Consider the following 24,622-nt stretch of genomic DNA (forward strand, 5'->3'; position numbering starts at 1 on the left):
ACCCGTCAGCCCGCCCCGCCGCCTGCCGTTACAGCCGGTGCCCCGCCGCGTCCTGCGGCGCACCGCCCCTGGAGGTCGGATGTTCTCCGGTCAGCTCCGCCGCCTGCGCATCGGCTCCCGCCTCGGCGTCGCGTTCACCGCCGTCACCGTCGTGCTGAGCGGCGCCTCGGTGGCCGCCGTGCTGGGGGTCGGCGACCAGCAGGCGTCGGCCGCGCTGGAGCGGCAGGTCCGCGACCTGGTGCGCGCCGCCGATCTGATCAAGTTCTACGACGCCGACATCAGCGGCTGGCAGGTCGCCTACGCCTGGGACGCGCGCAGGCTCACCCCGGCCGAGGCCGTGGCCCCTGGCAGCGCCAACCGCGCGGGGTTCCTGGCCGACAAGGCCAAGCTGGCCGACGTGCTCGCCTCCGTGCCCACCGACCGGCTCACCGACGCCGAGCGCACGATCTTCACCAGGATCTCCGACTCCTGGAAGAAGTACTTCACCGCCGACGACCAGGCCGTCGCCGCGTACGCGCGGGGCGCGGTGGACGAGGGCGACGCGATCGTCCTGGGCCCCGGCTACGAGATCTACTTCACGATCGTCGAGGACACGAACGCGCTGATCGGGCAGCTGACCGAGCGCCTGGCCACCGACCAGGCCGCCGCGGAGGCCGCCGCGTCGACCCTGGTCACCTGGGTCGTGGTCGCGCTGGTCGCGGCCATCGCGCTGGCCGCGCTGCTGGCGTTCGCGGTCACCCGCAGCATCACCGCCCCGCTGGGCCGCACGGTCGGCGCGCTGCGCCGCGTCGCCGAGGGCGACCTGACCGCCACCCCGACCCCGGAGGGCGGCGACGAGGTCGCCGAGGCCGACCGGGCGCTCGCCGAGGCCGTCGACAACACCCGCGCCGCCGTGACCGCGCTGTCGGACGGGGCGACCTCGCTGACCTCGCTCGCGGGCGGCCTCGCGGGCACCGCGCGCACCCTGTCCCAGAACAACCAGGACACCGCCGCGCAGGCGGGCCGGGTGTCGGCCGCGGCCGAGGACATCTCGGGCAACGTGCGCACCGTGGCCACCGGCAGCGCCGAGATGGGCCAGTCCATCCAGGAGATCGCCCACAACGCCGCCGAGGCGGCCCGCGTGGCCGCGCAGGCCGTGTCCACCGCCGAGTCCACCACCACGATCGTGTCCCGCCTCGGCGCGTCGTCGACCGAGATCGCCTCGGTGGTCGGCGCGATCACCTCGATCGCCGAGCAGACCAACCTGCTCGCGCTGAACGCCACGATCGAGGCGGCGCGGGCGGGCGAGTCCGGCAAGGGGTTCGCGGTGGTCGCGAACGAGGTCAAGGAGCTGGCGCAGGAGACCGCGAAGGCGACCGAGGACATCGTGGGCAAGGTCGCGGTGATCCAGTCGGACACGGACGCGGCGGTGCTGGCGATCGCGGAGATCTCCACGATCATCGGCCAGATCAGCTCGTTCCAGAACACCATCGCGGCGGCGGTCGAGGAGCAGACCGCGACCACGGCCGAGATGGCGCGCAACGTGTCGGGCGCGGCGACCGGGTCCGGCGAGATCGCGGCGAACGCGTCGGGCGTGGCGCAGGCGACGGAGCGGACCACCGCGCAGCTCGCGGAGGTCACCTCGGCCGCGCAGTCGCTCGACACCTCGGCCCGCGACCTGCGCGCGGCGGTGGAGCGCTTCCGCGTCTGACCCCCTGAACCCTCTCCTCCATCCCCCACAACGGTTCCCGCCCCCTCACGAGGGGGCGGGAACCGCCCGTTTCAGGGGGTGGGGACGGGCTCGTCGACGCGCTCGACCGCCGCCTTGCGCTCGCGGCGCGACAGCCACGCGCCCGCCGCGATCGCGCCCAGCGCGGCGATCGTGAACAGCCCGCCGAGCACCCCGCCGATCCGGGTCGCGACCGTCACCGACGAGCGCAGCGGCACGTCCGCGACCATCAGGTCCTCGGTGAACATGCCGGTCGACTCGGCCACGGTCCCGTCCGGCCGGACCACCGCGCTGACCCCGCTGATCGCCGCGACGACCACGGCCCGCCCGTGCTCGACCGCGCGCAGCCGGGCCATGCCGAGCTGCTGGTAGGTCATCTCGCCGGGCCCGTACCAGGCGTTGTTGGTGGGGGCGACGATCAGCTGCGCGCCCAGGGCGGCGGACTCGCGCAGCACGTAGTCGTAGGCCAGCTCGTAGCAGATGCCCAGCCCGATCCTGGTGCCCGCGACGTCGAACAGGCCGGGCTCGCCGCCCGCGTCCATGTCGGGGGTGTCGGCGAACGGGGTGATGATCCTGGCCAGGTCGCGCACCGGGATGTGCTCGGCGAACGGCACCAGCTCCTGCTTGGCGTACACCTCGCCGGGCCCGTCGACCGGGTCCCAGTCGACGATCGCGTTCTGCTGCTTCCCGTCGACCCGCCGCACCGCGCCGACCAGGTTCGGCACGCCCAGCTCGCGCACCGCCAGGTCGACGCCAGGGTCGTCGGCGCCGACGCTGACCGAGCTCTCCGGCCACACCACCAGGTCCGGTTCCGGCAGCTCGCCGGAGCGGACGCGGTCGGCCAGCTCGGCGGCGGCCCCGAGGTGGTTGGCGCGCAGGGTGTCGCGCGCGTAGAGCAGGCCGAGGCCGATGTCGGGGGCGTTGCCCTGGATGACCGCGATCTTGCGCTCGCCCTCCTGGGCGGCGGTTCCCACCAGCGGGGCGGTCGCCAGCGCGGCGACCAGCGGGACGACGACCCAGGCGTGCCCCAGCCTGCGGGGCGCGGTGGCGAGCGAGGCCAGCCCGAACCCGGTGACCACGACCGCGACCGACACCAGCGGGGCCCCGCCGAGCGCGGCGAGCGCCAGGAACGGCCCGTCGACCTGGCCGAACGCCACCCGGCCCCACGGGAACCCGTTGAACGGCGCCAGTCCGCGCAGGGTCTCCTGGAGCACGAACAGCAGCGCGCCCCACACCGGGGCGGCGGGCAGCCGGGAGACCAGCGGCACGAACGCGCAGGCGGCGGCGCTGTACAGGCCCATGACCGCGCAGAGCAGCAGCCACGGGCCGACGCCGTACTCGCGGCCGAGGAAGTCGTTGAGCCACAGCAGGTGCGGCAGGAAGAAGGCGAGGCCGAAGGTGAGGCCGAGCCCGAACGCGCGGCGGGCGCGGACGCCGCGCAGGGCGGTCCAGAGCGCGGCGAACGCCGGGATCGCGGTCCACCACAGGCCGTGCGGGGGGAACGCGAAGAAGAGCGCGCCACCCGCCACCGCGACGAGCGCGTGCCACCCGACCCAGCGCGCCACCCGCTCCCGCCGCCCGCGACCCGCCCCGACCACCGGACCCACCACCGCACCGACCTCCAGGAGAACCGCAGTCCGGGCGTGAACGCTAGTTGACGGCCGGGAGCGGGGGTCCGGGGCGGGGGTCCGGGGCGGGTCGCCGTCATGGCCGCTCGTGCGCTCCGCCCGGTCGCCAGGCCGCGACGGCGAGGGTGTGCGCGAGGGCGGTCGCCCAGCGCGGTTCGGGCACGGCGAGCTGGGCGCGGACGGCGTCGGGGTCGACGACGCCGAGGGCGGTCAGGGGCGAGTCCTCGACCAGCTCGTCGAGCCGGTCCCCCCCTGGGTGGGCGGCTGTCCGGTTCTCGCGCGGCTGCGCCACGTCCGGGACGGCGGCGGTGAGCAGCGGCGCGCGCGTCCACGGGGCCCCGCGCTGCTCGGCCCGGACCGCGAGGCAGGCCTCGACCACCCGGTCGTCCAGGAACGGGAACTCGCCCCCGCCGACCTGCGCCGCGACCCGGCAGGACGCCGCGACGGCCCTGACCCGGTGGAGGTGGCTGTGCCGACCTCGCTGGGGCGCGAGCGGTGCGGCGTCGCTGTGGGCGCGCAGCAGCGCAGCGACCCCGGCGGCGGCCTCGACGCTCACCCACGGCGGCAGCCTGGGCGGGGCGCCCCAGCCGAGTGGCGGGACGGCGTCGTCGTGCAGCGAGCGGGCCTGGTCGAGCAGCCAGGCGCGGTGGTCCCGCCGGTCGGCGAACCCGCGCAGCACGTCCGCGACCGCCCACCGGTGGCGTGCTCGGTGCGCGGCGAGGTGCTGCCAGGCGGCGCGCGGGTTGCGGCGGGCCAGGTCGTGCAGGTACTCGACGGGCGCCCCGGCGACCTCGTCGGCGCCGTGCCCGCAGAGGCGCGGCAGTGGACCCGGTGGCGCGCACGGCAGCGGTGCGGGCAGGTCGGTGGCGCGGGTCGTCGCCTTGCCGGTCGCGGCGTCGGTCGCGGCGTCGGTCGCGGCGTCGGTCGCGGTGAGCGCGCCACGCCGGTCGGCGAGCAGCCCGAGCACGGCCGCCCCGATCCCACCCGGTCCCGCGGTGACCGCGTCCCCGCGCAGCCGCACCGCCTCCTCCAGCGCTCGCCGCAGCCCCGCGGCCCCGTCCTCGATGCCGAGGACCGGTTCGGGCGGCGTCCACCACCGCCGGGTGCGCGTGCCGCCGTCCGAGCGCAGTTCGAGCGCGCTCCCCGCGGGAACGGCCGTGACACCGCGCCAGGGCGTGAGGTCGGCGAGCGGGTGCGGGAGCCGGTCGCCGAGCAGGAGGGCCGCGAGCACGTCCTCGTCGACGGGCGCGGACGCGGCGGCGGCGAGCACGTCGGCCCGGTCGCAGGCGAGGTCGACGCCGTCGACGCGCGCGTGGAACACCCGCCGAAGACCGGACGCCGTGCCCTGGACCCGGACGCCCCCGTCGACCGAGGCGCTGAGGTGGCAGCTGCCCGCCCGGACCCGGTCGAGCGCGGAGCCCCGGCCGACTGGAACCGCGAGCACGTCCAGGCCGAGTCGCACGGCGACTTCGGCGCCACCACCGGTCCCGGCGCCCCCGATCACCACCACCCCGTCCTCCTGCGACACGGGGGTCCCGCTCCCGACGACCCAGGGCCGCCCGGACCGGTGCGCGACGAGCACCGCGCCTCCCGGCAACCGCCGCAGCACCCGCCCGGCCCCCACCAGGTCGGGCAGGACCACGAACCAGGACGCGCTCCCCACACCCGACCTCCCGTCCGACGGCTTGCCGGTGCGCCCCACCCAACGCGAGCCTGCCCACCCCCACCACCGGGCGGCCCACGATGGGCCCCGCGGAGTGCCCCCGTTCAGCTCTCCCGTCCGGGTGAGGCGGTGCGGTTGCTCGGCCCTGGGCGGCCGGCCCCGCCACGCGTCCGTCACACGTGCGCGAAGCTCACCCGAGTCAGCTCCTCCGACACCTCCCACACCCGCCGGGCCTCGTCGTCCTTGTCGCGCAGGCGCGAGTACAGCTCCTGCGCGACGGGTGGGCCGCCGAGGTTGCCGGGGCCGCCGGGGCCGTAGAAGGGCGCGGGGTCCGGGGTGGTCGCGGCGAGGAGCGCGGGCAGGCCCGCCGTGTCCGGGGTGCCGACGAGCAGGCCGGTGGACGCCAGCAGGCGGATCAGGCGCCTGCCCGCCGTGTCGCCCGACCGGCCCAGTTCGGGGCGCGCGGCCAGCAGGCTCGTGGGTGCGATGCCGGGGTGGGACAGGGTGCTGGTCACGCCCCAGCCGCCCGCGCGGCTGCGCCTGGCCAGCTCCAGGCCGAACAGCCCTGCCGCGATCTTCGACTGGCTGTAGGCGCGCCGCCCGCTGTACGAGCGCTCCCAGTTCAGGTCGGCCCAGTTGATCGCGCCCTGGTTCGCCGCGACGCTCAGCTGCGTGGTCACCCGCGCCCGCCCGGCCCTGAGCAGCGGCATCAGGTGGGCGACCAGGGCGAAGTGGCCCAGGTGGTTGGTGCCGAGCTGGAGCTCGAAGCCGTCGGCGGTGGTCTGCCGCTCGGGTGGGGTCATCACGCCCGCGTTGTTGACCAGGAGGTGGATCGGCCTGCCCTCGGCGCGCAGCGCCTCGCCGAGCGCGGCGACCGAGTCCAGGGAGGACAGGTCGAGCGGGCGCAGGGAGGCGGTGGCGCCGGGGGCCCGCTCGCGGATCTCGGCGAGCGCGGCCTCGCCCTTGCGCTGGTTGCGGACGGGCAGCAGCACCTCGGCGCCCGCCGCCGCGAGCCTGGCGGCGATGCCCAGGCCGACGCCGTCGCTCGCCCCGGTGACGAGGGCGCGCCGTCCGGTGAGGTCGGGGAGGGTGAGGTCGATGGCGTTCGGCACTGGGCTCAACTCCGGGTGCTCGTCGGGACCTGCGGTGCCACCGAGGTTCGGCCGGTTCCCGGAGGCGGGCAACGGCGCGGTGGGCCTCGGATCGGCGATCCCCGGCTGGGAGAGGGGGATCGGCGATCCGTGGCTCGGCGGTGGGGTGAGGCGGTAAGAACGGGTGACGGCGGGAACGGGGAGGACGCGCGTGGTGATCGACCGGGCCGGGTTGGCCGAGTTCCTGCGGCGGCGCAGGGAGTCGCTCCAGCCCGAGGACGTCGGGCTCGCGCGCGGGGCGCGGCGCAGGACGAGCGGGTTGCGGCGGGAGGAGGTGGCGATGCTGTGCCACATGTCCGCGGACTACTACTCGCGGTTGGAGCGCGAGCGCGGGCCTCAGCCGTCCGAGCAGATGCTCGCCTCGATCGCGCAAGGGCTGCACCTGTCGCTCGCCGAGCGCGACCACCTGTTCCGGCTGGCGGGTCATCACCCGCCCGCGCGGGGCGCCACCGGGGAGCACATCAGTCCGGGGATGCTGCGGGTGTTCGACCGGTTGGGCGACACCCCGGCGGAGATCGTCACCGAACTGGGCGAGACGCTGCGGCAGACCCCGATGGGTGTCGCCCTGACCGGTGACACGACCCGGTACACGGGTCCGGCGCGCTCGCTGGGGTACCGGTGGTTCACCGATCCCGGGTACCGGAGGTTGTACGCGCCGGAGGACCACCACTACCTGTCACGGGTGTACGTGGCGGGTTCGCGGGAGGTGGCGACGTTGCGCGGCCCGGACTCGAGGGCGGCGCGGCTGGTGGGGCTGCTGCTGGAGCGCAGCGCGGAGTTCCGGGAGCTGTGGGAGGCGCACGAGGTGGGCCTGAAGCCGGACGGCGGCAAGCGCCTCGACCACCCCGCGCTGGGCAGGCTGGACCTGGAGTGCCAGACCCTGGTGGACCCGGTGCAGTCGCACCTGCTGCTGGTGTACACGGCGGTGCCGGGGAGCGAGACGCACGAGAAGCTGCGGCTGCTGGCGGCGGTGGACCCGGTCGACCCGACGAGGGCGGTCGACCCGGTGGTGACGGCGGCGGCGAGGACGGACGCGGTGGACGCGTAGCGGATGCGGGGTGGCGCTCGCGCGGGGCGCCGGCCGTCACCCCGCACGAGCGCTCCCCCGGCCTCAGCCCTCCCCGCCGCCGGTGAACCCCAGCACCACCTCCGCCAGCCGCTCCGGCGCCTCCAGCGCCACCCAGTGCCCCACCCCGTCCACCCGCACGTCCACGACGTCCCCCACCGCCCGCGTCATGGTGTCCGCCGTGAACCCGCCGGTCCCGGCCCCGACCGCGAGCACCGGGACCCGCACCCCCGGCTCCTCGGCCAGCGCCCGCAGCTCCTCCCCCTCGCGCAGCGCCGCCCGGTACAGCCCGGCCGCCCCCGACCACCCGCCGGGCCGGGCGTACGTGCGCGCGAACTCCGCCAGGTCCGCCTCGGTGATCGCTTCCGGAGCCGCCGCCATCCCGCCGAACGCGTACCGCAGGAACTCCCGCTCCCGCCCGCGCAGCAGCAGCTCCGGCACCCCCTCCGCCGCGACCACCCCGATGTGCCAGGCCCCGCCGCGCGCCACGTCGGTCAGCAGCTCGAACCCGAACCCGGCCAGCGCGGTCTCGACCGCGATCACCCCGAGCACGTCCCGCGGGTGCAGCGCCGCCAGCCGGAACACCGCCCCGCCGCCCAGGTCCTGCCCGAGCACGTGCACCGCCCCGACCCCGAGGTGCTCGATCAGCGCGTGCAGGTCCTCCGCCGCGACCGCCGCGTCGAAGTCGGCCCCCGCGACGGCGGAGTCGCCGAACCCGCGCAGGTCGACGGCGAACACCCGGCGCCGGGCGGCGAGCAGCGGGATGAGGCGGTGGAACGCCCACCAGGTCTCCGGGAACCCGTGCACCAGCAGGATCGGCGAGCCGCTGTCCCCGGCGCGGACGTAGTGCAGCGTCGTGCCGTTGACCTGCGCCTCGTGGTGCTCGATCATCGTGGAACCCCCAAATAGACAGTCAAGTTGTCGATTGCGGCGCAACGATAGACACCCAGACTGTCTTTTGTCCAGGCGGGTGCCGTACGCTCCCGCCATGCCACGCTCCGGCGCAGACCTGGCCCTGGCCCTGCTGGGCGGTTTCCGCACGCTCACCGACGCCGCGATCGCCGAACTGGCCAGGCGCGGCTACGACGACGTGCGCCCGGTCCACGACTTCGCGATGCGGGCCGTCGCGGCGGGCGCGGAGAGCGCGTCGGAGCTGGGCAGGCGGCTGTCGGTGACCAAGCAGTCGGCGGCCCGCACGATCGCCGTCCTGCAGGAGCGCGGCTGGGTGACCAGCGAGGCCGACCCGCGCGACGCCCGCCGCAAGCGCCTGCGCGTGACGCCGCTCGGGTTCGAGGTGCTGACCCAGGGCGAGGCGGTGTTCGACGAGCTGCGGGCGCGCTGGGCGGAGCAGCTGGGCGAGGCGGAGCTGGAGCGCTTCGAGGCCCAGCTGGACGCCCTGGTCGGCGTGCTGCCGATCCGGTTCGACACGCCGGGGTGGATCAGCCGGGACCTCGGGGAGCTCTAGGCCCCGCCGCGGGGGCCGCGCGGACGTCCTCAGGTCTCCCCGGTCCGTGCCGTCTGCTCGGGTGCACGACGCCCGCCACCGCAGCCAGACGACGTCAGAGGTCAGCCATGCTCGCGACACTGCGCACGCTCAGGATCGGCACCCGACTGGTCTCCGTCATGGCCGTCCTGATGGCGCTCCTGGTGGCCGCGATCGCCCTCGGCGTGGTGGGGCTGTCGAACCAGTTGCGGGCGCTGGCCGTCGTCGACGCCGACCAGGACGCCACCAGGGTCGCCCAGCAGGTGAAGTTCCGCTCCGCCGACTTCAACGGCTGGCAGACCGCCTACGCGTTCGACGTGGCGCTCAACGGCGCGAGCGCGGGCTCGGACAGCTCCACCGCGCGCGCGGCCTTCCTCGACTCCTCGCGGGACTTCGCCACCGAGCTCGACGCGCTCGGCGCGCTCGCGCTGGAGGGCGCCGAGCGCGAGCACTACGCGGCGATCGTCGCGGACTTCGCCGAGTTCATGAGGCTGGACCAGCAGGTGGTCGCGAACTACCGGGCGGGCACCGCCGAGTCCACCGCCGCAGCCGACCGGCTGGTGCTGGTCGACGAGATCGCCATCTTCACCCGCATCACGGGCGGCATCGACCAGATCGTGGGGTCCATCCTGGCGCGCAGCGACGAGGCCGTCGCCCAGGCGAACGCCGAGGCGGGCAGCGCCACCACCCTGCTGATCGCCAGCGGCGCCGCCGCGCTGCTGCTGGGCGCCGCCCTCGCCGCGCTCCTGGTCCGCTCGATCACCGGCCCGCTGAACTCCCTGCGCGACGACCTCGTCGGCGTCGCGGACACCCTCGACCTGACCAGGGGCGCGGACGGGTCGGGCCGCGACGAGATCGCGCTGGCCGCCGAGGGCTTCAACCGGCTCCTGGAGCGGGTGCGCGGCCTGGTCCGCGAGGTCACCGCCACCTCGCGGGACGTGGCGGGCGCGGCCGAGGAGCTGAGCGCGGTCAGCGTGCAGCTGGAGCACGGCGCCAGGTCCACGAGCGACCGCGCGGGCACGGTCAGCACCAGCGCCGGGGAGGTGTCGGCGATCGTCACCACGATGGCCGCCGCCGCGGAGGAGATGAACGCCGCCGTCGCGGAGATCTCCAGCAGCGCCACCAGGGCCACCCAGATCGCCGAGGGGGGCGTGCGCACCGCCGCCGAGGCCGACGCGACCATGACGCGCCTGGGCGAGTCGTCGGCGGAGGTCGGCTCGGTGGTGAAGCTGATCAACGCCATCGCCCAGCAGACCAACCTGCTCGCCCTCAACGCCACCATCGAGGCCGCCAGGGCGGGCGCCGCGGGCCGGGGCTTCGCGGTCGTCGCGGGCGAGGTGAAGGAGCTGGCGCTGCAGACGTCGACGGCCACCGAGGAGATCGCCCGGCAGATCGAGGCGATCCGGGTGGGCAGCACCGAGGCGGTCGCCGCCATCGCGAAGATCCAGACCGTCGTCTCCGACATCAGCGCCACCCAGCTCACCATCGCCTCGGCGATCGAGGAGCAGACCGCGACCACGGGCGAGCTGAGCCGCAACGTCGCCGAGACCGCCGACGGCGCGAACTCCATCGCGCACTCCATCGCGACCGTCGCCCAGGCCGCGGGCGAGACCAGCGCGGGCGCCACCACCACCCGCGACACCGCCGACTCGCTGTCGCGATCCTCCGCCGAGCTGCAGCGGCTGATCTCGGGCTTCACCGTCTGAGCGCCCCCGCCGCGAGCGGCGGCCCGCACCCCGAGGTCCCACGACGCCGAGCGCGGCCGTGGGACCTCGGCGTTGGCAACCCCCGAACAGCGTAAATAGTCCAATACTTGATTAGCTCCACTCTATCCGCCACACTCCCCTGCGTGCCCACGTCCGCCGAGTTCCAGCAGCTGCTCCGCGACGCCTCGCTGCGGGTCACCGCGCCGAGGATCGCCGTGCTGTCCGCGGTGCACGCCCACCCCCACGCCGACACCGACTCGATCATCGGCGTGGTCCGGGGCGCGCTCGGCGCCGTGTCGCACCAGGCCGTGTACGACGTGCTGCGCGCGCTCACCGGCGCGGGCCTGCTGCGCCGCATCGAGCCGCCCGGCTCGGTCGCGCGGTACGAGGCGCGGGTCGGCGACAACCACCACCACGTCGTGTGCCGGGCCTGCGGGGCCATAGCCGACGTCGACTGCGCGGTCGGCCAGGCCCCCTGCCTCACCGCCTCGAACTCCCACGGCTTCGTCATCGACGAGGCCGAGGTGGTCTACCGGGGCCTGTGCCCCGACTGCGCCTCCACGCGCTGAGCCACCGCCGCCCCACCACAACACCGCACGAACACCGCACCACCCCGCGTCCGACCGCTGTTCCCGTTCCCGGAAGGATCTCCTGTGTCCGACAGCCCCAACGCCGTCGTCGGTGACATGAACGTCGAGGAGGCGGGCGGCTGCCCCGTCGCCCACGGCCGCTTCTCGCACCCGACCGAGGGCGGGAGCAACCGCGACTGGTGGCCCAACCAGCTCAACCTCGCCATCCTGCGCAAGCACTCCCCCGTGGCCGACCCCATGGGCGGCGACTTCGACTACGCGGCCGAGTTCGCCACGCTCGACCTGGACGCGCTGGCCGCCGACGTGGACGCCCTGCTGACCACCTCGCAGGACTGGTGGCCCGCCGACTTCGGCCACTACGGCCCGCTGATGATCCGCATGGCCTGGCACAGCGCGGGCACCTACCGCACCCACGACGGCCGCGGCGGCGCGGGCGCCGGGATGCAGCGGTTCGCGCCGCTGAACAGCTGGCCGGACAACGGGAACCTGGACAAGGCGCGCCGCCTGCTGTGGCCGGTCAAGCGCAAGTACGGCCGCAAGATCTCCTGGGCCGACCTGATGATCTTCGCGGGCAACCGCGCGCTGGAGACCATGGGCTTCAAGACCTTCGGCTTCGCCGGTGGCCGCGCGGACGTGTGGGAGCCCGACCAGGACGTGTACTGGGGCCCCGAGCGCACCTGGCTGGGCGACGAGCGCTACACCGGCGACCGCGAGCTGGAGAACCCGCTCGCCGCCGTGCAGATGGGTCTGATCTACGTCAACCCCGAGGGCCCCAACGGGAACCCGGACCCGGTGGCCTCGGCGCGCGACATCCGCGAGACGTTCGGCCGCATGGCGATGAACGACGAGGAGACCGTCGCCCTCATCGCGGGCGGCCACACCTTCGGCAAGACCCACGGCGCGGCCGACCCGAACGTGCACGTGGGTCCCGAGCCCGAGGGCGCCTCGCTGGAGGAGCAGGGCCTGGGCTGGAAGAACACCTTCGGCTCCGGTCGTGGTCGCGACACGATCACCAGCGGCCTGGAGGTCACCTGGACCCCCACGCCGACCCGGTGGAGCAACTGGTTCTTCCACAACCTCTTCACCTACGAGTGGGAGGTCACCAAGAGCCCGGCGGGCGCCTGGCAGTGGAAGCCGAAGAACAACGCCGCGCAGGGCACCGTGCCGGACCCGGAGTCCGGTGAGCTCAACCGCGCGCCGTCCATGCTGACCTCGGACATCGCGCTGCGCGAGGACCCCGAGTACGGCAAGATCTCGCGCCGCTTCTACGAGAACCCGGCCGAGTTCGCCGACGCGTTCGCCCGCGCCTGGTTCAAGCTGACCCACCGCGACATGGGCCCGATCCAGCGCTACCTCGGCCCGCTGGTGCCGCAGGAGGAGCTGCTCTGGCAGGACCGCCTGCCGGTGGTCGAGCACGAGCTGGTCGACGCCGACGACGTGGCGGAGCTCAAGCGCCGCATCCTCGACTCCGGCCTGTCGATCTCGCAGCTGGTGTCGGCGGCGTGGGCGTCGGCCTCGACGTTCCGCGCCAGCGACAAGCGCGGCGGCGCGAACGGCGCCCGCGTGCGCCTGGAGCCGCAGCGCGGCTGGGAGGCCAACGACCCCGAGTCGCTGGCGAAGGTGCTGCAGAAGCTGGAGGAGGTCAAGGAGTCCTTCGACTCGGCGCAGACCGGCGGCAAGAAGGTCTCGCTGGCCGACCTGGTCGTGCTGGGCGGTTCGGCCGCCGTCGAGCAGGCCGCCAAGGACGCGGGCCTCGACCTGCACGTGCCGGTCACCGTGGGCCGCGCGGACGCCTCGCAGGAGCAGACCGACGTCGAGTCGTTCTCCGCGATGGAGCCGACCGCCGACGGCTTCCGCAACTACCTGCGCCCCGGCCACAAGCTGCCCGCCGAGTACCTGCTGCTGGACCGGGCGAACCTGCTGGACCTGAGCGCGCCGGAGCTGACCGTGCTGGTCGGCGGCCTGCGCGTGCTGGGCGCGAACCAGGGCCAGTCGGAGCTGGGCGTGCTCACCGCCGCGCCGCAGACCCTCACGAACGACTTCTTCGTGAACCTGCTGGACATGGCCGTCGAGTGGAAGCCCGCCGGTGACGGCACGTACGCCGCCCACGACCGCGCCACCGGCGAGGTCAAGTGGACCGGCAGCCGCGTGGACCTGCTGTTCGGCTCGAACTCGGAGCTGCGCGCGGTCGCCGAGGTGTACGCGAGCGACGACGCGAAGGAGAAGTTCGCCCGCGACTTCGCCGCCGCGTGGGCCAAGGTCATGGACCTGGACCGGTACGACCTGGTCTGATCGACCCCGGTGATCGGACGCGGCCCCCGGTGGAGCTTGGCTCCGCCGGGGGCTGTTCCCGTGTGCCGGGGCGGTTTTCCTCGTGCGGGGCCGTTCCCTGGCGCGTCACGGGCCCCGGTGGACGGCTCCACCGGGGCCCGTGCTCTCCCCCTCCGTCGCGCTACGGCGGTGTCAGCGCAACGCGTACGCCCGGATCACGGTCTGCTGCACCGAGTTCCCGGACGAGTCCGAAGTGGACGCCCGCAGTGACGCGTGCGTCGCCCCCGCTGGGCTGACCGTGGTCACCGACCACTTCCCGTTCCGCCCGCTCACCGGGGCCGCCCGCCAGGTCCTGCCGTCGTCGTACGAGACCTCCACGCTCGGCCTGCGCACGTCCGACGCCTCCGCGCTCCCGTTGCGCTGCACCGAGACCGGGATCGTCGACCGGCCCCGCGACGCCCGGTTGCGCTCGTCCACGTCCGGCGCGAAGCGCACCGCCAGCAGCGGCAGGAAGGCGGGCTCCTGGGCGTGCTCCGAGCGGAACGACCAGCGGGCGCTCACCTCGGTCGACACGGCGTAACCGCCGCCGGTGGCGTTCGCCTCCAGCACGTACGCGCCCGCCTCGGCGGGCACGTCCGCGATCAGGTAGTCCGACACCGGGGCCTCCGCCACCGGCTGGCCGTCCCGGCTGAGCGCGATCTTCCCGGTGACGTCGAAGCGGCCCCCGTAGTGGTTGGGGTCCTGGTCGCTGAACAGGTCCGGGAAGTAGATCACCGTGTCGTCGGTGCGCCCGGCGCTGAACAGCGCCCCTCCGGGCGTCAGGGGGAAGGCAGGGCCGAGCACGCCCCGGTACCACGACTCGCGGACGACCTCGCCCGCGCGCAGCGCCTTCGGCATCCCCCTCCCCTGGTACGCCCGGTTGGCGCGGGCGTCCGGGGAGTCCAGCAGGAACGCGCTCTGGCTCCACTCCACGCCCGGCGTGTAGTGCAGCCGGGTCGTGCTCGGCGCGGCCACGACCGCGTTCTCCGGGTACACCACCCAGCTCCCGTCCGCGACCGCGGCGGCGGTGGCGTCGACGCGGCCGAGCTCCCGGTCGCGCACCGCCCTGACCCGGCCGACGTCCTCCGGGATGCCGCCCGCGTTCTCCCAGGCCAGCCGGTACTGGTACGGGCTGCCGGTGAACCTGCCCGCGCCGTCCGCCTTGGCCAGCGTCGCGTGCAGGGCGGTGTTGGCGTCCTCGTCGCGGGTCCGCGACGGCGCGAGCAGCAGCGCCTCGGCGCTCCCGGCGCTCCCGCCCGCGCTGACCCACGAGTCGCCGAGGGGGATGAGGGTCAGCGCCTGCACGTACCCGACCTGCGCGCCGCGCGCCTCGACCTTCGGCTTGAGCTGCCGGCCGCGCCGGGCGTCCAGCTCCAGCGCCGACGGGCCGCCGACCTCGAAGGCCGGTTCGACGAACAGCGTCGCGCGCTCCCCGCTGTAGACCATGCCCTGCACCGCGTACCTGCCCCTGGGCACCCGGACGGTGACCCGCCCGGACGGGTCGAACCTGCCGAAGCGCTCGCCGGTCTCCAGGTTCAGCAGCGCGTACCCGTAGTCCGACGCGGGCGCGCCCGCGTGGTCGGTCGCGGTGACGGTGACGTCGTAGCTCTCCCGCTCGCGGGTCAGCCCGATCGGGACGCGCACCGCGTCCCCGGCCAGCAGCACGCCGCTGTACGCGCCGATCGGCGAGTCGGCGGGCAGGGTGGTGGTCACGACGACCTCGGCGGAGCCGCCCGCCGGGACGGTGACCGAGGACGGCGACATCGAGACCGCGCCGGGGATCTCGGCGCCGGAGGGGTCGCGCAGCACGCCGCTGAGGGCGAGCTCCACGGGCTGGTCCCCGGTGTTGCGGTAGGTGACGGTGCGCGGGGACGGCTGCTCGCCGTCGTCGTGCGGGAAGCGCAGGGTGTCCAGGTCGAGCGCGGCCGGGTCGGCCTGCACCGGGATCGTGGTGGCGCGGGCCAGGTCGACGCGCCCGGCGCCCTGCTCGTAGACGGTGGCGCCCTTGGGGTCGACGGCGGCGCCCATCAGGGCGGCCTTGAGCTGCGGGGCCCGCCAGTCCGGGTGCTGCTGCGCCAGGATCGCGGCGGCGCCCGCGACGTGCGGGGCGGCCATCGAGGTCCCGGACATGGCGACGTGCGCGTCGTCCACCGGGGTGCCGATGACGCCGTTCTTCGCCTTGGCGGCGACGATGTTCACGCCCGGCGCGGTGATCTCCGGCTTGATCGCGTAGTCGCCGGTCCTGGGGCCGCGCGAGGAGAACGGGGCGAGCGAGTCGTCCCGGTCGACCGCGCCCACGGTCAGCGCGGAGGCCGCCGATCCGGGGCTGCCGACCGTGGAGGCCCCGCCCGAGTTGCCCGCGGCGATCACGAACAGCGCGCCGGTCTCGGCGGTGAGCCGGTCGACGGCGAGCGACATGGGGTCGGCGCCGTCGGTGGCGGGGCCGCCCAGGCTCATGCTGACCACGTCGGCGCGGGCCGCGGCCCACTCCATCCCGGCGATGATCCAGGAGTCGTAGCCGCCACCGGTGTCGTCGAGCACCTTGCCGTTGAGCACCTCGGCGTCGGGCGCGACGCCCCGGTACTTGCCCGCGCCGGTGACCGTGGCGGCGACGTGCGTGCCGTGGCCGAGGTGGTCGTCGGCGTCGGCGGCGTCGGTGAAGTCGGCCGACTCGGCGACCGCGCCCGCGAGGTCCGGGTGGGTGGCGTCGACGCCGGTGTCCAGGACCGCGACCTTCGCGCCCGCGCCGGTCAGGCCGGCGGCCCACGCGGCGGGCGCGCCGATCTGCGCGGTGCTGCGGTCCAGGGTCGCGGAGACCTTGCCGTCCAACCAGATCCGGCCGCCCGCGCTCTCCACGCCCGCCGCCAGCACGGGCCGGGACTTGGGGGCCTTGAGCGCGTAGCCGTCGACGCTGGGCAGCTCGCGGACGCCGTCACCGGCCACGCGGGCCGCGCCGGGGGCGCCGGTGACGATCAGCGGCAGGTGGTCGGTGCGGGCGTCGTCATAGCCCTGGGCGATCAGGCCCGCGACGTCGAACAGCCTGCGGTCGAGCCTGCCGGACGCGACGTCCGCCACCACGTCGGAGGGGACGACGTGCAGCCCGTCGCGGTCGGCGGAGCGCTGGAACGCGATCTTCTCCCGGCCCGCGCCGGGCTTGACCTGGACGTCGTCACCCCGGACGGTGACGGTGTCGCCGGTCAGCAGGGTGACCGTGCCGCGCACGGCGGGGCCTGCCGCGCCCTGCCGTTCGGGGTCGGGGCCCGCGGGTTCGGCCGCAGCGGTGGTGGCGGTGAGCGCCGCCGCCGCGACCACCGCCACCACCCCCGTGGAGAGCTGTTTCCGGAGAGGCATGGAGCTTCCTCCTCGCTCGCGCGGCGTCCCCTGGGCGGGTAGCCGTCACGGATGGCACTCCCCCGGCTGGGCGGGAGGTTGCCCGCCGTGAACGAACTGCTCCACGTGCGACGTGAACGCGCCGCGCGGCCCCGCGCGCGGTGGTCCGCACGACCGCACCGCGCTTGCTCCGGGGCGGTGCGGGGACGGTTCCGGGGCGGTTCCGGGACGAGCGCAGCGGAACGGGGCGGGCCCCGGCGGGGCTGCTCACCGGTACCCGCCCCTCATCCCGCTGCGCCGCGGCGGTGTCAGCGCAGCGCGTACGCCCGGATAATGGTCTGCACCAACGAGTTCCCGGACGAGTCCGAAGTGGACGATCGCAGTGACGCGAACACCGCCCCCGGCGGGCTCGCGGTCGTCACCGACCACTCGCCGTCCCGGCCGCTCACCGGGGCCGCCCGCCAGGTCCTGCCGTCGTCGTACGAGACCTCCACGCTCGGCCTGCGCACGTCCGACACGTCCGCGCTCCCGTTGCGCTGCACCGAGACCGGGATCGTGACCCGGCCGCGCGGCGCCCGGTTGCGCTGGTCGAGGTCCGGCGCGAACCGCACCGCCAGCAGCGGCACCGCCTCCTCCGCCTGGGTCTGCTCGGAGTGGAAGCGCCACTTCGCGCTCACCCGCGTGGACAGGTCGAACCCGACGCCGCTGGACGCGTCGACGCTCAGCTCGTAGTCCCCCGGGTCCTGGGGCATCCGCGCCAGCAGGTGCTGGCCCCGCCGCAGCTCGTCCAGCAGCACCTCACCGTCGCGGGTGAGCACGACGTGCTCGGTGCTGTAGTCCCGGCCGCCCTTGTGGTTGGCGGCCTGGTCGGTGAACAGCGGAACCCAGTAGAGGAACTGGTCACGCCGGCGCGAGGCGTGGGGCACGTCCCCCTCGCCGATCTCCGGGAATGCCGGGCCGAGCACACCCCGGTACCAGGACTCGCTCAGCACCTGGCCCTTGCGGTAGACCACGTCCTTCACGTGCTCCTGGGTGCCCTTGCCGCTGCCGCCCTGCTCGGACCAGAGGTCAGTCCGGTGCCGCCACGGCACGTCCGGGCTGTAGTGCAGCAGGATCGCGTGCGGTGTGGCCAGCGTGGTGAGGAGGTCGTGCTGCACCACGTTCCCGCTGCCCCCGGAGGCGACGGCGGCGTTCACGTGCGCCAGGTCGCGCTTGCGAAACTCCCGGCTCAGGTCGTGCGGAACACCACCCTCGACCGCCCACTTCAGCGCGTACTGGTAGGGCAGGCCGGTGAACCCCTCGGGCGGGACCAGCGCGTGCTCCAGGGTGGTCTTGGCCGCCTCGGAGGTGGTGCTCGACGGCACGAAGAGCATCGTCTCGGGGGCGTAGCTGAAGGAGCTCGCGTGCGCTGGCCTGCCCAGCACGTCCATGGTGAGGGCCACGCCGACCGCGGCGGGGACCGCGCCGGGCTCGTCCACCGCGACCCGCATCGGCACGCCGCGCCGGGCGTCCAGCTCCAGCACCGAGGAGCCGTCGATCCGCAGGGCGGGTTCGACGAACGTGGTGGCCTTCTCACCCAGGACGATCACCGCGTGCATCAGGTAGTCGCCGACGGGCAGCCGGACGGTGGTGGAGCCGGACGGGCCGAACATCCTGTGCTCCTCGCCGGTGGCGGTGTTGAGCAGCCAGAACGTGTACATCGACGCGGGCCCGCCCTCGTGGTCGAGGACCCGGACCGGCAGGTCGCGCATCTCCCCCTCGCGGGTCAGCCCGATCGGGACGCGCACCGCGTCCCCGGCCAGCAGCACGCCGCTGTACGCGCCGATCGGCGAGCCGGCGGGCAGGGTGGTGGTCACGACGACCTCGGCGGAGCCGCCCGCCGGGACGGTGACCGAGGACGGCGACACCGAGACCGCGCCGGGGATCTCGGCGCCGGAGGGGTCGCGCAGGACGGCGGTCAGCGCGACCTCCTCCGGCTGGTCCCCGGTGTTGCGGTAGGTGACGGTGCGCGGGGACGGCTGCTCGCCGTCGTCGTGCGGGAAGCGCAGGGTCCCCAGCCCCAGCGACGGCGGGTCGGCCTGCAGCGGGGTGGTGGTGGCGCGGGCCAGGTCGACGCGGCCCGCGCCCTGCTCGTAGACGGTCGCGCCCTTCGGGTCGACGGCCGTGCCCATCAGGGCGGCCTTGAGCTGCGGGGCCAGCCAGTCCGGGTGCTGCTGCGCCAGGATCGCGGCGGCGCCCGCGACGTGCGGGGCGGCCATCGAGGTCCCGGACATGGCGACGTGCCCGTCCGGCGAGCCCGCCTCGGCCGCCACGACGCCGACGCCGGGCGCGGTGACGTCCGGCTTGAGCACGCGCTCGTCGGGGCCGGGGCCGCGCGAGGAGAACGGGGCCGGCACGTCGTCCCGGTCGACCGCGCCCACGGTCAGCGCGGACGCCGCCGATCCGGGGCTGCCGACCGTGGAGGCGCGCGGACCGGAGTTGCCCGCCGCGACCACGAACAGCGCGCCGGTCTCGGCGGTGAGCCGGTCGAGCGCGAGGGTCAGCGGGTCGTCCTCGCTCGCGGGGGCGCCCAGGCTCATGGTGACCACGTCGGCGCGGGGCGCGGCCCACTCCATCCCGGCGATGATCCACGAGTAGGCGCCGCCGCCGCGGTCGTCCAGGACCTTGCCGTTGAGGATCACCGCGTCCGGCGCGATCCCCCGGTACCGGCCGGAGCCGGTGATGGTGGAGGCGACGTGCGTGCCGTGGCCGTCGCGGTCGCCCGCGTCGGCGCTGTCGCTGAAGTTCGCGGACTCCACGACCGCGCCTGCCAGGTCCGGGTGGGCCGCGTCGACGCCGGTGTCCAGGACCGCGACCTTCGCGCCCGCGCCGGTCAGGCCGGCGGCCCACGCGGCGGGCGCGCCGATCTGCGCGGCGGTGCGGTCCAGGGTGGTGCGGGCCTTGGCGTCCAACCAGATCCGGCCGGGGACCTGCTCGGCGGCGGAGGCGAGCAGCGGGCGGGACTTGGGGACGTCGAGCGCGTAGCCGTCGACGCTGGGCAGCTCGCGGACGGCGTCCCCGGCGGGGCGGACGGCGTCGGGCGCGCCGGTGACGATCAGCGGCAGGTGGTCGGTGCGGGCGTCGTCGTAGCCCTGGGCGATCAGGCCCGCGACGTCGAACAGGGCGCGGTCCAGCCTGCCCGAGGCGACGTCCGCCGCCACGTCGGAGGGGATCACGCGCAGGACGTCCGGGCCGCCGGAGCGGTGGAACACGATCTTCTCCCGGCCCGCGCCGGGGGTGACCCGGACGTCGTCGCCGCCGACGGCGACGACGTCGCCGGTCAGGAGGGTCACCACGCCGCGCGGCCGTTGGCCGCCGGTCGTGGCGGCGCCGGTCGTGGAGGCGCTGGTCGTAGAGACGTCGGTCGTGGCGGCGCCGGTCGTGGAGGCGCTGGCAGTGCCGGTCCCGGCCGCGCCTGGCGCGTCCCGGCCGGTCTCGGGGCCCGCCGCGGCCGTGGGGACGGTCGCGGTGAGCGCCGCCGCCACGACCGCCGCCACCACCCCGGCGGAGAGCGCTTTCCGGAGAGGCATGTGTTCTCCTCCGCTCACGCGGCGCCCCTGAGCGGGACGCCGTCGCGGATGGCACACCTCGGGACGGCTCGGGGGTTGCTCGGCGTGAACGAACTGCGCCGGACGGGGGTGGGAAAGCGCTCACCTGGCGTCCGGGGGTTGGGCCGCGCGCCGACGCGGCGCTTGCTCCGCGTGCAGGGGAACGGGGGCGGGGTCAAAGGGCGCGACCACGCGGGCGCCGCACCTGGTTCAGGTGCGGCGCCCGCGTGACGGCGCGGAGAGGCCGGTCAGCGGCTCCCCGTCGGCGGCTCCCGGTCAGCGGCTCCCCATCGGTGGCCTCCGGTCAGCGGCTCCCCGACGGTGGCTTCCAGTTGGCGGCTCCCCGTCGATGGCTCCCGGTCAGCGGCTCCCCGACGGCGGCTCCCCGTCAGCGGCTCCCGGTTGGCGGCTCCCCGTCGGTCGTCTGCGGTCAGTCGCTCCGGCGTGCCGCGCGGTGGCGGCCTCCGGTGGCGGGCTTGCGGGTGGTGACCAGCAGGCCCGCGCCCAGGACCATCAGGACCAGGGCCGTCAGCAGGAGCGCGTGCGCCGGGCGGCCCGTGGTGGCCAGGGGGGTTGTGGTGGGCTGCTGGGTCGGGAGGAGCAGCTCGGTCACCACGCCCGGGGTCGGGGTGGTCGTGCTCGGGATGGCGAGGGCCGGGGTCGTGCCGTCGTTGTCCGGGTTGTCGTCGGGAGTGCCGTCGTACAGGGCGACCGCGACCGTGGTCGCCTGCGGCAGGACCGGGGCCGTCGCGGTCGTCACCACGGTCAGCGGCTCGAACGAGGCGCCCGGTTGGACGGTGGCCGGGTTCGCGCAGACCAGCTGCTGGCCGGTCGCCTGGCAGGTCCAGCCGGACTGGGCCAGGAGCGCCCTGCGGAGGTTCTGGCCGGTGCCGGTCTCGGGACGCAGGCCGTCCGGCAGGGTGATCGTCACCCGTGAGCCCTCCACCGGCGCGGTGCCCCGGTTGACGACCACGGTGGTGAACGTGACCTTGTCGCCCACGGCGGGCTTCGGGTTGTCCACGGCGAACTGCACACCCAGGTCGGTGCGCGGCGGGGGCGTGGTGGTGGTCGTGGTCGTGCCGGGGGCGGTTGTGGTGGGCGGCGTGGTGGAGGTGGTCGCGCCCGTCGTGGTGGTCGGACCGGTCGTGGTCGTCGGGCCCGTGGTCGTGGTCGTCGAACCCGTGGTCGTGGTCGTCGGGCCCGTGGTGGTCGTCGTCGGCGTGGTGGTGGTGGTCGGTGTCGTCGTGGTTGTGGTCGTCGGAGCGGTGGTGGTGGTGGTGGTGGTGGTGGTCGTCGTGGTCGGCGGGGTCTCGCCCTGCGCGAGCTCGTAGAAGCCCGCGTCCAGGGTCATGTCCTGGGTGATCCCGCTGTTCTCGACCTTGATCTCGACCGGTGATGAGTACCCGTCCGCGTCGACGTGCGACCCGACCGTGGCGGACTTGTCGCGCTCGGTGAACACCGTCCCGCTTGGCTTGATCACTCGGATGAAGTACGTGCCCACGTCCAGCCCCACGAAGTAGTACTCGCCGTTGGCGTCGGTGAGCTGGCTGTCGACCACCCCGCCCGGCGTGCGGTGCAGCTCGACGGCGATGCCGGGCACCCCGTCCTCGCCGATCCCCTGGAGCCCGTCGCGGTCGGCGTCGAGCCACACGAAGTTGCCCAGCGCGCCCTTGACCATCGAGAAGTCCACGTGCCTGCCCTGCCCGGACGCCAGCGTGAACGGCACCGAGGTGGGTGAGGCCGCGCCGTACCCGGCGGGCAGGGTCGCCCGGACGACGTAGTCGCCCGGCAGGACGGCGTCGAAGCTGTAGTTGCCGGTGGTGGAGGTGGTCGTGGTCGCGACCGGGGTCTCGTCGGACTTCACGAGCGTGACGGTCACGTCCTCCAGCCACTCGTGCTCGTCGTCCTCGATCGTGCCGTTGGCGTTGTTGTCGACCCACGCGGTGCCGGTGACGGCCCCGACCCTCATGCCGAACGAGTACCCGGTGGCGGACGCGCCGCTGTCGACCCGGATGCCGCTGATCTGGTTCGGGGCGCTCAGCGAGCCGCCCGCCGCGCCCGCCGTGGACTTGCCGTCGGCGTACCCGGCGGGCCGGGCGGCGGTGACCGAGTACAGGCCCGCCTCCAGGCCGGTGAAGGTGAACTCGCCGGCCGCGGACGTGGTCGTGGTCGCGGACGCCGCGCAGGCGGGCTGCTCGCCCACCGGGCAGCTGTCGCGCGTGCCGGTGAGCCGGACGGGCAGGTCGGGCAGCGCGGCCTCACCGCCCTGCCGGACGCCGTCGTCGTTCGCGTCCACGTACGCCTGTCCGGTGATCGATCCGGTGCCGACCGCGCGCAGCACTCCCGGCACGTCCCACCACAGGACGCCGAGGACCAGCAGCGCGATCGCCGCGACCACCGCGAAGCGGTGCGCGCCCCGTGCAGCGGGCATGGGTCAACTCCCGTTCGACTCGGGTACCCCTACGTGGAGCAATGTCCACCGTTAGGCGGGAGGTCGCCGGTCCGACCGGGGAAGTTGACCGGTCCGAGCGACGGAACCCGCCCCAAACCCTCGCTCCACCGGGTGACCCTGGCACGGGTGAGTGATCAGCGGTGGGTGGTTGTATAGGGGCGGGATCGAACTCGGGAGGTGGGCGGTGGCCTCGAAGCGCAGGAGCGGCGGGTGCGCGCTGTACGCGGCGCTGCTGGTGGCTCTGATCATCCTGGTCCCGCCGGTGCGGGACTTCGCGCGCGACCTGCTCGCGTCGCTGCTGGACGGGTTCGCGGAGAACAACCCCTTCCGCGGGTGAGCTGAAGAGCCGCAGGTCTTCCGCCGTTCGGGGCAATTCGCGCGAAAGCTGTTATGGCCGCGCGCTCGCCGGTGTCTGTGTGGTCGCCGCTCCCGCCCCTGCGCGGGCGCGGCGGGCGACGACGCCTGCGAGAGGACGAGTGTGCGCGAATCGAATGTGAGCGTTAACAAGCCGGGACGGAGGCGGGGCGCGCCGGCAACGGCGCTGTCCGCCGTCGCCGTGGTCCTGATGGCGGGCGCGGCGGTGGTCGCCACGACCACGGCCGCGTCCGCGGCCACCCCCGCGGCCGGGACGACCTACACCATCGCCGTGAAGAACAGCGGCAAGTGCCTGGACGTCCTGGACGGCAACACGGCCAACGGCGCGCTGGTCGCGCAGTGGGACTGCTGGAACGGCGCCATGCAGCAGTGGACGCTGCGGGACGCCGGGTCGGGCGCCTTCACCGTGGTCAACGTGGCCACGGGCAAGTGCCTGGACATCCCCTACGGCACCACCGAGTACTACGTGCAGGCCCAGCAGTGGAGCTGCTCCGGGGACACCATGCAGCGGTGGCGGTTCACCGCCTCCGGGTCCGGGACGTACCAGCTGGTCAACGTGGCCAGCGGGTTGTGCCTGTCGAACAAGGACGCCGGGCAGGGTCTCGGCGTGCCGGTCGTGCAGGAGGGGTGCACGGCCAACTCCAACAAGCAGTGGTTGTTCACCCCTGCCGCGTCGGCGGAGAGGCCGACGGTGGCGGCTGATGGGACGGGGACGTATCGGAAGGTGCAGGACGCGGTGAACGCGGCGCCGTCGAACAGCTCGGCGCGGACGGTGATCACGGTGAAGGCGGGGACGTATCGCGAGGTGGTGACGGTTCCGGCGGACAAGCCGAACATCACGTTGCGGGGGTTGGGGTCGGGTCCGTCGGGCACGGTGATCGTGTACAACAACAGCGCTTACACGCACGGGACGTCGAACAGCGCGTCGTTCTTCGCGCGGGGTGCGGGGTTCGTGGCGGAGAACCTGACGATCTCGAACGATCTGGACGAGTCGAGTGTGCCGTCGGGGGCGCAGGCGGTGGCGTTGCAGACGAACGCGGATCGGATCGTGCTGCGGAACGTGCGGTTGTTGGGTGATCAGGACACGTTCCTGGTCAACGACGCCACCCGCGCGTACGTGGTGGACTCGTATGTCGAGGGGACGGTGGACTTCGTCTTCGGCGGGGGGACGGTCGTGTTCCACCGGACGACGGTGCACGAGAAGCGTTCCGGTGGTGGGCCGATCACGGCGGCGAGCACGGGGGCGGGGAAGAAGTACGGGTTCCTGTTCTACCGGTCGACGATCACGGGTGCGGCGGACGACGTGACGCAGCTGGGTCGGCCGTGGCGTCCGGACGCGCAGGTGCTGTACCGGGAGTCGACCCTGTCGGCGACGGTCAGGACGTCGGAGCCGTGGACGGACATGTCGGACAACAGCTGGAGGAACGCCCGGTTCCTGGAGTACCGGAACACGGGCAGCGGCGCGGGGTCGAACTCGAACCGGCCGCAGCTGTCCGACTCGCAGGCCGCTGAGTACACGCCCCAGAAGTACCTGGCCGGTAGCGACGGCTGGAACCCGATCAGCTGACACGGC

At 74.6% G+C, this 24,622-nt stretch carries 15 protein-coding genes; 8 read left to right on the top strand and 7 right to left on the bottom strand.

Features of this window, described 5'->3' with window-relative positions:
• Window positions 1-79: 79 nt before the first annotated feature.
• A complete protein-coding gene (locus AMIR_RS41185) occupies window positions 80-1,690 on the top strand; it encodes a methyl-accepting chemotaxis protein (protein WP_015802926.1) in 1,611 nt (536 codons plus the stop codon).
• Between the two features lie 71 nt (window positions 1,691-1,761).
• On the opposite strand, the gene lnt is transcribed toward AMIR_RS41185, so the two are convergent.
• The 3 genes from lnt to AMIR_RS20855 form a co-directional block, all read right to left on the bottom strand.
• Window positions 1,762-3,318, bottom strand: a complete 1,557-nt coding sequence (gene lnt / locus AMIR_RS20845) for an apolipoprotein N-acyltransferase (protein WP_015802927.1) — start codon at window positions 3,316-3,318, stop codon at window positions 1,762-1,764.
• A gap of 94 nt (window positions 3,319-3,412) precedes the next feature.
• The gene (locus AMIR_RS20850; protein ID WP_143760828.1) at window positions 3,413-5,038 is read right to left on the bottom strand and encodes an asparagine synthase-related protein; all 1,626 of its coding nucleotides are present in this window, start codon (window positions 5,036-5,038) and stop codon (window positions 3,413-3,415) included.
• A gap of 134 nt (window positions 5,039-5,172) precedes the next feature.
• Window positions 5,173-6,111: an SDR family oxidoreductase gene (locus AMIR_RS20855; protein WP_015802929.1), complete on the bottom strand. Its 939-nt coding sequence runs from the start codon at window positions 6,109-6,111 to the stop codon at window positions 5,173-5,175.
• 193 nt (window positions 6,112-6,304) lie between these two features.
• Between AMIR_RS20855 and AMIR_RS20860 the strand changes: the two genes are divergently transcribed.
• The gene (locus AMIR_RS20860) at window positions 6,305-7,198 is read left to right on the top strand and encodes a helix-turn-helix transcriptional regulator (protein ID WP_049797166.1); all 894 of its coding nucleotides are present in this window, start codon (window positions 6,305-6,307) and stop codon (window positions 7,196-7,198) included.
• A 63-nt stretch (window positions 7,199-7,261) separates the two neighbouring features.
• On the opposite strand, the gene AMIR_RS20865 is transcribed toward AMIR_RS20860, so the two are convergent.
• Window positions 7,262-8,107: an alpha/beta fold hydrolase gene (locus AMIR_RS20865; protein WP_015802931.1), complete on the bottom strand. Its 846-nt coding sequence runs from the start codon at window positions 8,105-8,107 to the stop codon at window positions 7,262-7,264.
• A 97-nt stretch (window positions 8,108-8,204) separates the two neighbouring features.
• Between AMIR_RS20865 and AMIR_RS20870 the strand changes: the two genes are divergently transcribed.
• The 4 genes from AMIR_RS20870 (at window position 8,205) to katG (ending at window position 13,287) form a co-directional block, all read left to right on the top strand.
• The gene (locus AMIR_RS20870; protein ID WP_015802932.1) at window positions 8,205-8,681 is read left to right on the top strand and encodes a MarR family winged helix-turn-helix transcriptional regulator; all 477 of its coding nucleotides are present in this window, start codon (window positions 8,205-8,207) and stop codon (window positions 8,679-8,681) included.
• 107 nt (window positions 8,682-8,788) lie between these two features.
• The gene (locus AMIR_RS20875; RefSeq protein WP_015802933.1) at window positions 8,789-10,405 is read left to right on the top strand and encodes a methyl-accepting chemotaxis protein; all 1,617 of its coding nucleotides are present in this window, start codon (window positions 8,789-8,791) and stop codon (window positions 10,403-10,405) included.
• A gap of 143 nt (window positions 10,406-10,548) precedes the next feature.
• Entirely contained in the window at window positions 10,549-10,974 is a 426-nt protein-coding gene (locus AMIR_RS20880) for a Fur family transcriptional regulator (RefSeq protein WP_015802934.1), read from the top strand.
• A gap of 84 nt (window positions 10,975-11,058) precedes the next feature.
• Window positions 11,059-13,287: a catalase/peroxidase HPI gene (gene katG / locus AMIR_RS20885; RefSeq protein ID WP_015802935.1), complete on the top strand. Its 2,229-nt coding sequence runs from the start codon at window positions 11,059-11,061 to the stop codon at window positions 13,285-13,287.
• A 171-nt stretch (window positions 13,288-13,458) separates the two neighbouring features.
• Here the strand turns inward: katG and AMIR_RS20890 are convergent, their stop codons facing one another.
• The 3 genes from AMIR_RS20890 to AMIR_RS42845 form a co-directional block, all read right to left on the bottom strand.
• Window positions 13,459-16,656 (bottom strand): S8 family serine peptidase, encoded by a 3,198-nt coding sequence (locus tag AMIR_RS20890; protein ID WP_015802936.1) that lies wholly within the window; start codon window positions 16,654-16,656, stop codon window positions 13,459-13,461.
• Between the two features lie 287 nt (window positions 16,657-16,943).
• Entirely contained in the window at window positions 16,944-20,204 is a 3,261-nt protein-coding gene (locus AMIR_RS20895) for a S8 family serine peptidase (protein ID WP_015802937.1), read from the bottom strand.
• A 448-nt stretch (window positions 20,205-20,652) separates the two neighbouring features.
• Window positions 20,653-22,653, bottom strand: a complete 2,001-nt coding sequence (locus AMIR_RS42845) for an SdrD B-like domain-containing protein (RefSeq protein WP_015802938.1) — start codon at window positions 22,651-22,653, stop codon at window positions 20,653-20,655.
• 205 nt (window positions 22,654-22,858) lie between these two features.
• Here AMIR_RS42845 and AMIR_RS39375 point away from each other — a divergent pair, with 205 nt between their 5' ends.
• Together AMIR_RS39375 and AMIR_RS20905 are read left to right on the top strand one after the other, a co-directional pair.
• Window positions 22,859-23,011, top strand: coding sequence for a hypothetical protein (locus tag AMIR_RS39375; RefSeq protein WP_015802939.1), 153 nt, complete (start codon window positions 22,859-22,861; stop codon window positions 23,009-23,011).
• Window positions 23,012-23,167: 156 nt separating this feature from the next.
• Window positions 23,168-24,616 carry a pectinesterase family protein gene (locus tag AMIR_RS20905; protein WP_041836914.1) on the top strand — a complete coding sequence of 483 codons (1,449 nt, stop codon included), beginning with the start codon at window positions 23,168-23,170 and terminating at the stop codon, window positions 24,614-24,616.
• Window positions 24,617-24,622: the final 6 nt, after the last annotated feature.

Origin of the sequence: Actinosynnema mirum DSM 43827, assembly GCF_000023245.1 — a bacterium.
Classification (GTDB): domain Bacteria; phylum Actinomycetota; class Actinomycetes; order Mycobacteriales; family Pseudonocardiaceae; genus Actinosynnema; species Actinosynnema mirum.